Origin of the sequence: Actinomyces bouchesdurhonensis, assembly GCF_900128465.1 — a bacterium.
Classification (GTDB): domain Bacteria; phylum Actinomycetota; class Actinomycetes; order Actinomycetales; family Actinomycetaceae; genus Pauljensenia; species Pauljensenia bouchesdurhonensis.
This window is the reverse complement of record NZ_LT635869.1, coordinates 391,391-402,241: the sequence shown is the minus strand read 5'-3', so window position 1 is coordinate 402,241 and position 10,851 is coordinate 391,391. Positions and strand designations below refer to the sequence as shown.

The 10,851-nt window shown below is 65.2% G+C and carries 12 protein-coding genes and 4 pseudogenes; 9 read left to right on the top strand and 7 right to left on the bottom strand.

The genetic code is table 11. The features are described 5' to 3' along the window. Positions 1–111 precede the first annotated feature (111 nt). Positions 112–837, bottom strand: a complete 726-nt coding sequence (locus tag BQ7477_RS10275; protein WP_073983799.1) for an ABC transporter ATP-binding protein — start codon at positions 835–837, stop codon at positions 112–114. Positions 838–941: 104 nt separating this feature from the next. On the opposite strand from BQ7477_RS10275, the gene BQ7477_RS11720 reads away from it, so the two are divergent. From BQ7477_RS11720 to BQ7477_RS10260, 3 genes are read left to right on the top strand one after another with little or no spacing between them, the layout of a single operon-like run. After that, positions 942–1,175: a hypothetical protein gene (locus BQ7477_RS11720; protein WP_073983798.1), complete on the top strand. Its 234-nt coding sequence runs from the start codon at positions 942–944 to the stop codon at positions 1,173–1,175. Positions 1,176–1,224: 49 nt separating this feature from the next. Then, positions 1,225–1,533, top strand: a complete 309-nt coding sequence (locus tag BQ7477_RS10265) for a type II toxin-antitoxin system TacA family antitoxin (protein ID WP_073983797.1) — start codon at positions 1,225–1,227, stop codon at positions 1,531–1,533. Further along, a complete protein-coding gene (locus tag BQ7477_RS10260; protein ID WP_073983796.1) occupies positions 1,533–2,051 on the top strand; it encodes a GNAT family N-acetyltransferase in 519 nt (172 codons plus the stop codon). Before BQ7477_RS10265 ends, BQ7477_RS10260 begins: the two co-directional genes overlap by 1 nt. Positions 2,052–2,119: 68 nt before the next feature. Here the strand turns inward: BQ7477_RS10260 and BQ7477_RS10255 are convergent, their stop codons facing one another. After that, positions 2,120–2,329, bottom strand: coding sequence for a hypothetical protein (locus BQ7477_RS10255; RefSeq protein ID WP_234968801.1), 210 nt, complete (start codon positions 2,327–2,329; stop codon positions 2,120–2,122). 33 nt (positions 2,330–2,362) lie between these two features. Between BQ7477_RS10255 and BQ7477_RS10250 the strand changes: the two genes are divergently transcribed. The 5 genes from BQ7477_RS10250 to BQ7477_RS10230 all read left to right on the top strand — a co-directional run bounded on the left by BQ7477_RS10250 (position 2,363) and on the right by BQ7477_RS10230 (position 5,353). After that, the gene (locus BQ7477_RS10250; RefSeq protein ID WP_073983795.1) at positions 2,363–3,112 is read left to right on the top strand and encodes an NADPH-dependent oxidoreductase; all 750 of its coding nucleotides are present in this window, start codon (positions 2,363–2,365) and stop codon (positions 3,110–3,112) included. Positions 3,113–3,218: 106 nt separating this feature from the next. Continuing rightward, entirely contained in the window at positions 3,219–3,875 is a 657-nt protein-coding gene (locus BQ7477_RS10245) for a hypothetical protein (protein ID WP_073983794.1), read from the top strand. A 214-nt stretch (positions 3,876–4,089) separates the two neighbouring features. Further along, positions 4,090–4,410 (top strand): hypothetical protein, encoded by a 321-nt coding sequence (locus BQ7477_RS10240; RefSeq protein WP_129582558.1) that lies wholly within the window; start codon positions 4,090–4,092, stop codon positions 4,408–4,410. Then, positions 4,403–5,038 (top strand): hypothetical protein, encoded by a 636-nt coding sequence (locus tag BQ7477_RS11905; protein WP_073983792.1) that lies wholly within the window; start codon positions 4,403–4,405, stop codon positions 5,036–5,038. Before BQ7477_RS10240 ends, BQ7477_RS11905 begins: the two co-directional genes overlap by 8 nt. A gap of 54 nt (positions 5,039–5,092) precedes the next feature. After that, positions 5,093–5,353, top strand: coding sequence for a hypothetical protein (locus BQ7477_RS10230; protein ID WP_073983791.1), 261 nt, complete (start codon positions 5,093–5,095; stop codon positions 5,351–5,353). Positions 5,354–5,457: 104 nt separating this feature from the next. Here the strand turns inward: BQ7477_RS10230 and BQ7477_RS10225 are convergent, their stop codons facing one another. From BQ7477_RS10225 to BQ7477_RS10215, 3 genes and pseudogenes are all read right to left on the bottom strand, one after another. Further along, positions 5,458–5,928, bottom strand: a complete 471-nt coding sequence (locus BQ7477_RS10225; protein WP_073983790.1) for a response regulator — start codon at positions 5,926–5,928, stop codon at positions 5,458–5,460. Continuing rightward, positions 5,925–7,587 (bottom strand): annotated as a pseudogene (locus tag BQ7477_RS10220) (sensor histidine kinase). The gene BQ7477_RS10225 and the pseudogene BQ7477_RS10220 overlap by 4 nt, the downstream one beginning before the upstream one ends. A 1-nt stretch (position 7,588) precedes the next feature. Beyond that, positions 7,589–8,404 (bottom strand): annotated as a pseudogene (locus tag BQ7477_RS10215) (SLC13 family permease); the annotation flags it as partial. A gap of 20 nt (positions 8,405–8,424) precedes the next feature. Between BQ7477_RS10215 and BQ7477_RS10210 the strand changes: the two are divergent. Next, positions 8,425–8,667, top strand: coding sequence for a hypothetical protein (locus BQ7477_RS10210; protein WP_073983789.1), 243 nt, complete (start codon positions 8,425–8,427; stop codon positions 8,665–8,667). Between the two features lie 873 nt (positions 8,668–9,540). Here BQ7477_RS10210 and BQ7477_RS10190 read toward each other — a convergent pair. Further along, positions 9,541–10,144, bottom strand: a pseudogene (locus BQ7477_RS10190) (SLC13 family permease); the annotation flags it as partial. Between the two features lie 482 nt (positions 10,145–10,626). Continuing rightward, a pseudogene (locus BQ7477_RS10180) lies at positions 10,627–10,851 on the bottom strand (heavy metal translocating P-type ATPase); the annotation flags it as partial.

Genomic DNA, 10,851 nt, shown 5'->3' with positions numbered 1-10,851 from the left:
CCGTGACCGCGAGCAGGAACGCGTGCGGGAGCGCAAACGCGGCGACCGTGAGGACGGATGTCGCCCGGTCGCGTGAGCGCAGGAGCGCCCCGGCGGCTGTGCGCACGGCGCTCATCGGGCCACCCCCTGACCCGCCGCGCCACTGCCTCGTCCCTCAAGAGAGATGCGGCCGTCGCGCACGTGGATCGTGTGCGGCAGGCGCGCGGCCACCGCGGGGTCGTGGGTGACGAGGACCAGGGACGCTCCCGTGGAGGCGCAGGCGCTCGTCAGGAGGGACATGACCTCACCGCCGGTTGCCTGGTCGAGGGCGCCCGTGGGCTCGTCCGCAAAAATCACCGAAGGATTGGTGGCGAGCGCGCGCCCGATCGCGACGCGCTGGGCCTGGCCGCCCGAGAGCTGGCCGGGGCGGTAGGGGCCGGCGCCGTCGAGGCCGAGGTTCGCGAGGATCTCGCGGGCGCGGGCGAGCGCCTGAGTCTTTGGCGTGCCAGCGAGCATGAGGGGCATCGCGATGTTTTCTTCCGTGGGCAGCTCGGGCAGGAGCTGGCCGTCCTGGAACACGAAGCCGAAGCGGCGCAAGCGCAGGGTGGACAAGGCTCGCTCCGACATGGTCGTCATTTCCTCGCCGTCGAGCGTGATCGACCCGGAGCTGGGGCGCAGCACGCCCGCGAGGCAGTGCAGGAGCGTCGTCTTGCCGGAGCCCGAGGGGCCCATGATCGCCACCTGCGTGCCCTGCGGGAGCGTGAGGTCGACGCCTGCCAGGGCGTGGACGGGAGTGTGCCCGCGCATGTATGTCTTCGTGAGTGCTCGGGTCACCAGGCCCGCCGTGTCGTGTGTCATGTGTGAACGATAGGCCCGCAGCCCTGCGCGTTTCTATGAGGGACCGCCCTGGTCACCCCCTGGCTCATCCCCGACATTGACGCCGCAGTTGCTACGTTTGACGCATGAATCGCGCCCTGGATCCCCTCGCCGCTCAGCTGCTGCTACGCGCCTACGCGCGGGCCACGAACATGCTCATCGCGGGGCGTTCCTTCGCGACGGACGACCCGACGCTCACCGCACTGCTGCGCGCGTTCGGCGCCCACGTGCGCCCGCTGTCGGGCGCCGAGGGGACCCCGGCCTCGTCCAAGGAATTCTTTGTGAGGAAACAAGTAGACCGCTCGCACCGCAGGTGCTAGGGTATTCGTTTGTACGGATGCTGTCCGTACGAGCGAAAGAGGAATTGATATGAGCACTGCAAAGACCCGGCGCCTGGACCTGCGCCTCACCGAAGAACAGGATGCACTCATTCGTCGGGCGGCCGAACAGGACGCCCGTAGCATCAGCGATTTCATCCTGTCCACCGTCACGATGGAAGCCCAGCGCCGCCTCGCAGACCAGCGCCTCTTCATCCTGAACGAAGAGGACCACGCCCGCTTCGAAGAGATTCTGCAGGCACCGCCGACGGACGATCCCAAGCTGCGCAAACTCTTTGATCGCCCCTCGCCCCTCGGCACTCACATCAACCTGAGTGCACCGAACGCTTCCGACCACTGATGTACACAACAGTCCTGCAGGAGCCTCGCCCCCTTGAGCGGAGGGATGACCGATCACGCTTCCAGTCGGGAAACGCCGAGATCGACGACTGGTTCCACCGCTTCGCGTGGCAGAATCACAGCGCCGGAAATGCTCGCGTTTTCGTCACAACGCAGGAACCCGAAACGCTCGGCTTCTACGCCCTGGCGATGGGAGCAGAAGAACGTCACAAACTCCCAGATGCTCTCAAACCCGGTCGACGCCCGGACCCGTGTCCCGTCCTGCTCCTTGCACGTCTTGCCGTCGATCAGCGCGCGCAGGGACGAGGCATCGGTGCAGTGCTCCTCAAGGACGCTCTCTCGCGAGCCTACAAGCTCAGCAATGAGGTTGGATTCGCGGCCCTCCTGGTCCACTGCGCCAATGACCAGGCGCGCGAGTTCTACCTCAGCCAATCCTCACAGTTTGTTCCCTGCCCCGGAGCGGAGAACCACCTGATGCTGCCGCTGCGCGCTATGCGCGAGTTCATCGACGCTCTGTGAGATGCCCGATCGGGCACCAATACGACAGGGCCCGGGATCAAAGATCCCGGGCCCTGTGTGCGGTTGATTCAGTTGGCGCCCTCGGTGACGGTCACCTTGAAGTCGGTGGCGACGCCGTCCTTGTCGGTGATGGTCACGGTCACGGGATCCGCGTCCTCACCGGTCACCTTGAGGGGATGCAGAGTGATGATGTTCTTGTCGGGCTTACCCGCGGAAAGAGTCTCAGGATCAGACACCTCAACCTTGTAGTCGGAAGCCTGATCGGACTCGGGGAGCACNTCGTTTCACGCCCCTAATCGTAGAATGAACGCATGACAAACGAGACGATTGCGAGCCAGCTCGCCCACCGCACGATCCGCGCCTACAGGGACCAGCCGCTGACCGAGGAGGAGGTCACCACGCTCATGGAGGTGGCACGCCACACGGCCACCTCCTCGTTCCTGCAGTCCTGCACGGTCCTGCACATCACGGACCCATTGGTGCGTGAGACGATCGGCGTCGCGTCCGGCCAGCCCTACGTGGGCGGCACGAAGGGCGACCTGTTTATTTTCGTGGCCGACCTGTACCGCAATAGCCGTATTCGCGCCGAGCAGGGCGTGTCCTCGGAGGCCCTGGGGTCGATCAACTTGTTCCTCACGGCGCTTGAGGATGCGCTGCTGGCCGCGCAGAACGTGGTCGTGGCCGCCGAGTCGATGGGCCTGGGCACCGTGTACCTCGGCTCGATCCTCGCCGATCCGCGCCCGGTCGTGAAGGTGCTTGAGCTGCCCGAACTCACGTTCCCGGTTCTCGGCCTGCTCGTGGGCCACCCGGACCAGGATCCGGGCCAGAAGCCGCGCATGCCTCGCTCCGTCATGACCGCTGAGAACAAGTATCCGCGCGTCGAGTCCTACTCCGAGACGCTGGCCGACTACGACCGTGAGGTCACCGAGTATTACGACCTGCGCTCGGGTTCGCGCCTCGAGTCTTTCTCGCACCTGGTCGCCACGAACATCGGCGTGGGTGGCGCGCACGTTTCCCCCATCATGGAGGTCCTTCACGAGCAGGGCCTGTGCCTGCGCTGATTCTCCTTCATTGACGAGGCCGTGGCCTCTCCTCGTGGTCACCTGACCGCCCGGGGCGCCACGGCCTCGTCGCATGCGGGCATGGGCGCGCGCCTACAATGAGCGCATGGCTGAGCTTGGTTTTTCCACCTACGCATTTATCGAGCGCATCGCCGCGAACGCGGCCGCGCTGCATCCCTTCCCCGAGCACAACGTTGCGCTCGTGCGGGACGCGCTGGCGGACGCGGGCTTCTACATCACGCTGCTTGGGCAGGATGCTCCGAAGGTCGGCGAAGGCGTGTACTTCCAGCCTGAACCCTTCGGCGACGAGGTCATCGGGCTTCTCGCGGACGCCCTGACCCTGCGCGGCATCGGCGCCTACGGGTACGCGCTGGTGGATTCGTCGCTGGGCGGCGAGCTGGCCGACATCGCCCTGTTTATGCGCGTGGGAGACGTGTTCCCGCGCCACGGACGCCGCATCCTCATGACCCGCATGTACATTCAGCGCACCCCCACGGGGGCGGGCAACAAGGCCGTCACCTGGGCGTTCGGCTCCCCCGCCGACCTGGAGGAGGCAAACCAGCTGTTGTCGGAGAGGTTCGACACCGAGCCGGTCACGGACCCGCGCGGCATGGCCGCCATCGAGATCCGACACCCGGAATTCGCGGCCGGCACCGCCGAACCGATGGTCCTCCTCGACGATATTTTCCAGGTGCTGGGTGCCGCCGGCTTCCAGGGCATCACGATGTGCGACGACCCGGGCCAGGCACGAGCCAACGGCTAACAGCCACCACGCAACGGCGCCACGCTCACCATCGTTGGTGGACGAGGCGGCCAAGACACCTTTGCTGGAACCATCAACACTGGCCACGTCGAGTGGTCGAGAGCCGATTGTCGTCCTCCCATATCCCGTCTCACAAGACTGGACCCGCGCGCCCATCACCTCATAGGATGGAAACAACTCACACATTAACCACCCGGTGCAAAACGGATCCACCGTGACCCAATTGCGCGCGGCAGACGATCAGAAAGCAGACGCAACCATGACATCAGCAGCTTCAGGCATACTGCTAGCCATGTTCGGCGTGATGATGGCCGTCATGTTTGTTATCGCGTCCCCGACGGCCACATTCATCGGCCTCCGCTACGAACAGCGAATCCTGACATACCGGTATTCACAACTGGATCCCCTCGTGCGGCAAACCCTCGCGGACACTCACGGCAACCATGAACAAGCCGCACGCAAACTATGCCGCAAAACCCACCTCCCTCGAACGACCATCGATACCCTCCTCTCCCTCTACACCGATCATGACTGACGACAACCTTCCTTTTGCACTCATCATCTTCTTCGGGTTCTTTTTCCTCCTCATTCTTCTCCCACTCAGCTACCTGTACGTCGTGGGAACGAAGCAGCGAATCACGCAGGCGCAGCGAACGCGCCTAGCGAGGCTCTACAACTACGACATCGAACATATCCGCCGGGAAGAACCCCTGCTGATGGCGCACATCCACCAGCTGGTTCCCTCCATCGGCATCCTTCCAACCATCCAGTACGTTTCCTCGGCTGGCGCGCTTCCCATCGACGCCGCGCAGATGCTGGTGTGCAGCGAGGTCGCCGCCGCACCCGCACAGTTGGGTCCGATCCCCGTGCGACCGGGCGCTGCCCCTGCTCAGTCGAGCGCCGCCCCTGCCCGAGGTGTGCCAGCACCGACCTCGGCACGCAATGCGTACGCGCAGGGAGCTCCCATGCAGGGTGCTCCCGTTCCCGGTGCTCCCGTTCCTGGTGCTCCCGTTCCTGGTGCTCCCGTTCCCGGTGCTCCCGTTCCCGGTGCTCCCTTTCCCGGTGCTCCCTTCGGCCAGCGGGGCGCGCGCCCCGCAGCGCCGGGCGCGCCAACAAACTACCAGCGGCCCAATACGCCGCCCACAGGCGGCTTCCAGGCGTGACGCGGCGACGCGATTCTCATCGCTAGTAAGACGACGAGAGGAATCAGGCAGAGAATGACAATTACCGCAGTCGTGTCAATAGTTGCCCTCGGGGTCGGCACGTATGCCCTCGCGGGACTCGCGTGGTTCGTGGGGCGACGCGTCACCGGCAGGCGCTCCCCGTACATGGATGAGCACACCTACGAGGATCTCAACAGGCTCGCCAACGAGGCCATGCGCGAAACGCGCGGAAACAGGACAAAAGCAACCGTCATCCTGCACCGCAAGACCCGCCTGCCGCAACGCACCATCGCCACGCTCCTGACCCTCCACTGAGCGGTAACGAACGCACCTCACCCCAGCCTCGTGCCGCACGCACCAACAACGAAGGCCCGCCGCCCGACCGACGATGGTCGCGCGGCAGGCCTTGCGCGCATCGTCTAGCGGATCGCCTCCATGACGCGCACGCCGTCGAGCACGCTCACGTAGGGCAAGGGGTCCACGCCCGCCTCCAGGACGTACTCGGTGAGCTGGTCGCGCACGGCGGCGCGCAGCTCATCCGGGTTCCACGGCTTGCCGATGTAGTAGTCCAATCCCGCATGGTTGACCGCGCGGATCGTATCAGACTGGTCCGCCTGACCAGTAACCAGCACCGTGCGGGTCGCACTGAAACGGTCGTCCTTCATGAGTTCCACCAGGAAATCCACGCCGGACTTACCGGGCAGGCGATGATCCGACAGGACCAGGGCCAGCTCGTCCCCATCTTCAACGATCTCGTCGATCACGGCCCACGCGTCATCGACATCTTCGGCGACCTCAAGCCGGATCTTGTCCCAGAACTGCTCAAGATCGCGCTCGAGCGCATCCCGCACGTCCGCTTCGTCCTCGAGGGACAGAATTGTCAGGGTCATGATTCCTCCTCGTGTGGTTGGGTGGGCAACGAGATCCGCATCGTAGTGGACCCCGGGTGAGAGTCGATCACAAGGGTGCCCCTGTGGTCGGCGATGATACTTCGGACGATGGACATGCCCATTCCCAGCCCGAATCTGATGCGCCCCGCCTTCGTGGTGAAGTGGGGCTCCATGATCTTGTCAACGATTGACGGGTCAATGCCCGGCCCATTGTCACAGATGGTGACGACAACACCCTCGGGCGTGGGGCGCACAGTAATGCGGATGAGGGCCTCAGCTTCGCCGCGCGCGGGCAGCTCGGGCACGCCCCCGGCGCTCTCCGCCGCCGCGACCAGGTCCGCGTTCTCATCCTCAATGGCCTCGGCGGCGTTCACAATAAGGTTCGTCCACACCTGCTGCAGCTTCGCCGGATGCGCGAGGACCAGCGGNGTGCTTCGCCGCGCGCACCAGCGCAGTCACCGGATTGTTGAGCTCGTGAGCGATGCCGGCGCTCAGCTCGCCAAGCATCGCGAAGCGGGCACGCTCAACCAGCTCGGCGCGAGTAGCCCGCAGATCCTCAAGGGTGGCCGCCAACGCTTCCTTCTGCGCTTCGAGGTCCTCGGCGAGCATCGCGTTTTCCAAATGCAAGTCCTCGGCGCGCATCAGGCGACGCGTCAGGGAACGAATCGCGAGAGCCGTCAACGTCCCACCGATCGACGGATCCTCCGAAATGACGATCTGCAACTGCTCAGTCGTCAAACGAACAACCGTCGCATCGCTGGTCGTCACCCCAGTGAAAAATGCTTCCTCCGCGCGGGCCAACGACACGAGGCCAATCAGCGGACCCGACGTGGCCAGGTGTGCGAGCACCTCGCCGCGTGAGGAATCTCGATGCAAGGACACCTGCCCGTCAAGCACCAAGTAGACGGCACCCACAGGCTCCCCCTGCGTGACCAGCTGCGTGCCCTCAGGGACGATGAGGCGCGGGCGCTGACCAAGCACGCGTTCGACGCCCGCGAGGAGCTCCATGACGACCTCACGCTCGTCGCGATCCAGCCCCTCCAGGAGCGGCCCCTGCACCGCGAACGGCGGCGGGTCCGCGATCAGCGCGCGAATCTGACGCTGCGAGTAGCCGCACCCGCTCAGGTAACGCACCATCGTCGAATACGCCTGACCTGCCAGCAGCGGCACCGTCCACGGTGCCTTCAACACCGACGACAGCGCCCCCGACTGCATGCAGTGAGTCAGGTCGCGATGCTCAGACTCGTCCGTAACGACCACCCACTGGACGTGCTCCAACGGCGCAATCGTGGCCGCATGGTCAATCAGGGCGTCAATGTTAGGGACCTCAGACGTCACAAGTCCCATGAGCACATGATCACCGGGGCGCAGGCTCGCCTCGTATGCGCCCATGTCATCGATACCGTCCACCCGATCCAGGCACAGGCCCGGGAACGCGTGCGACAGATCCCTGGTCACCGGTGCCGCGATATGCCGAGAATCGTCCCCAACGACCAGCATGTGAATCGGGTAGCCCGCCCGATGACCGCCGCTGCGCACGTCCGTTCGAGCAAGCACCGAGGCGTCCTCCGCCGCCGCGGGTCCCCGCGTCCACCCGTGGGCCAGCCCCGGCCTCGGGCTCTGATCGCCCGAGCCGGCCACGGCCTCGTTCACGGACACGTCACATCACCCCAATGAATCCCCACGTGAGCGGCGCCACGAAAGCCAGGAGGATAATGCCAACAATGCCGACAACGACGCCGACGATCGCCATCTCGCGCGTCGGCGTGGTGCCCGTCGAATACGCGATCGCGTTCGGCGGCGTCGAAATCGGCAGGCACATGCCCAGCGAACAGCCCAGCGCGATGACGATGGCGATCTCAGCGGCGCTCGTGGACACCGTGGCCGCCAAGCCCATGCCCATCGGGATCAGCAGGTTCGCCGACGCCGAGTGCGAGATAACATTCGAAGTCACCCAACCCACGAGGGCCAGGACGAAGATCAGGAGCATGCCGGGGATCGAGGCCCACTGAATCGAGCCGAGCATCCACTTGTCGAGGCCGGTGGCGGCCACGCCCGAACCCAGCGCAATACCGCCCGCGACCAGCCACAGGACCGGCCATTCCAGGGCACGCAGGTCATCCCCGCTCATCACCTTCGTCATCAGGAGGACCACGACCGGCAGGAAGCCCACGACGTTGGCTGAAATGTGGTGCAGCGACTCCGTCATCCACAGGAGGATCGTCGCTCCCGCGACCGAGTAGAAGATGATCGCGCTGCGCGACTTCTCGAAGCGCGCCGACGTGTCGATGTTGAACGTCGCGTCGGAGGGAATGTAGCGCCACGCGATGAACGCCCACGACAGGGCCAGGAGCACCAACATGAGTGGCACGGCGGCGAGCATCCACTGCAGGAAGGTCACCTTCACGCCCGCGTTCTCCAGCGCGCCTAGGGCGATCGCGTTCGGGGGCGTGCCGACGGGGGTACCCATGCCGCCGANTGACAATTACCGCAGTCGTGTCAATAGTTGCCCTCGGGGTCGGCACGTATGCCCTCGCGGGACTCGCGTGGTTCGTGGGGCGACGCGTCACCGGCAGGCGCTCCCCGTACATGGATGAGCACACCTACGAGGATCTCAACAGGCTCGCCAACGAGGCCATGCGCGAAACGCGCGGAAACAGGACAAAAGCAACCGTCATCCTGCACCGCAAGACCCGCCTGCCGCAACGCACCATCGCCACGCTCCTGACCCTCCACTGAGCGGTAACGAACGCACCTCACCCCAGCCTCGTGCCGCACGCACCAACAACGAAGGCCCGCCGCCCGACCGACGATGGTCGCGCGGCAGGCCTTGCNGCGACCTCGAGGCGACGGCTGCGGTCCATGAAGCCGCGCGGGGACCCCATGTAGGACAGGGCGCGCACCTGGTCGGCAGAGTCGAGGACGCGGATCGACTGGTTGACTGCGGTCGACACGGCGCCCAGGGCGAGGGTGATCGCGAAGGTCAGCAGCATGCCCCGGTTGATGTCGCCGATGACGATGCGCCCGACCTCGTCCGTAGAATCCCCGCTCATCGAAATCGCGCTCATGGCCGGGTACATGATGCCCACGAGGAACCCGACGAGGGCCACCGCCCCGAAGGAGCGCCACACGGCGCGCGGATCGTCGGTCATGCGTCGGCCCGCCACCATCATCTGGGGGCTGCGCGAGGCCCGAGCCATGATGCGACCCATGAGGCTGATCGACCAGACGCCCACCAGGTTGACGATGAGGAAGATCGCGCCCATGAAGCCCATGAACACGGCCATGCCGATCGCGGTTCCCAGGTTCATTGCGGCCGTGCCGACGCTCAGCCACACGACGAGGAGGACCAGGCCGAGGAGCGGGCCGACCGCGNCGGCCAGATGTTCTTGCACGCCCTCGCGAACCCGCTGCCCCCGTCGGTGACGACCAGGGCTGGGGGCGCGATCCGGCTCATAAGCGCGCTCCAGGCCCGAGCCTGTCAATTTTTCTGTGTATGGGGGTTAGAGGTAGGGGGTGATTCGGTCGGGGTAGGCGGTGGTGAGTTGGGCGAGGGCTTGTTTCCAGTTGGTGGTGGTGTGTCCTTGGATGAGGCGTGTGTGTCCTGTTCGTTTGNCTCGGGCAGGGCCATGATGACGGGCATCATGACGGCAAACATCGTCGCCGTGGTCGCCGTGTTCGACATGAACATACTCATGATCGCTGTGATCAGCATGACGCCCATGACCGTCAGGCGCGGCTTGCCCATGAAGGGTTTGAGGAGGACCGCCGACAGTGCGCGGTCCAGCTTGTACTTCGCGGCACCGTCGGCGACCATGAAGCCGCCCAGGAACAGGATGATCACCGGGTTGGCCAAGGCCCCGAAGAACTTCGTGTACGCCGGGGCTCCCTCACCCACGCTCAGCAGAGCGTGGTCCGAGATGAAGAGGACCTCCAGGAAAATGACGAGGACCGCCGTGCCCGCCAGGGGCACCGCCTCCGTCACCCACAGCAGGATCGCCGCCAGGAAGATACCGAACATACGGGTGCCTGACACATCCAGGCCTGGAAGCTGAATAAACAGGGATGCCACGATGCAGGCAAGCGCACCGATAGCGCCGAACGCCTTGACCGGACTCACCTTCTGCTTCTTCTTGGAGAAATCTGCCGGTCGGGTGGACATATTCTGGGCGGAGCGCGGATTGATTGACACCGCGCCCTTGGAGCGTCGAGCCATTACGAAGAGACCTCGTCGTCTTGCGTGGATACTGTCCAATTAGTGTAGGCCAGCACACACAAAAAGTGAAACCGGGCGAGCAGCACGGACGCGGTCGCTCACCCCGGCTTGACGCTGTTACGGCCAACGGGTTTGCGCCCCGCGCGCGGTTCCCACTCGCGGTGGCGTGACCCCCTACTCGGTCTCGTCGATGTCGTAGCCGGTCGGAAGGACACCCGGACGGGCCGGCTCCCACCCGAGGGCGGGGGCAACATAGTCGGCGAAGTTGCGGATGATCGACCAGTTCTCCTCGAATCCCAGCTGGTTGGGGATCGTCAGGAGGAGGGTGTCGGCTTCCGCGAGGGCGCGGTCCTGGCTCAGCTGCTTGATGAGCGTCGAGGGCGGTGTGGCCGTCGGCGATCAGGTCCAGGGCTGCGGCCTCCTCGGCGAGATAGAGGGGGTTCTCGTAGCGCATGTCTGAGTTATGGCGTTGGACGGAACACCTATTGCTTGCGGGCACGCGCAGCCCGCAGTCCGTTGGCGATGACGACGACTTCGGCGACCTCGTGCACGAGGACGACCGCTGCCAGGCCGAGCACGCCGGTGATCGCCAGCGGCAGCAGCACAGTGATGATCGCCAAGGACAGAACGATGTTCTGGTTGATGATCCTGCCGCCGCGGTGGGCGTGGCGCAGAGCCTGCGGGATGAGGCCGAGGTCGTGGCCGGT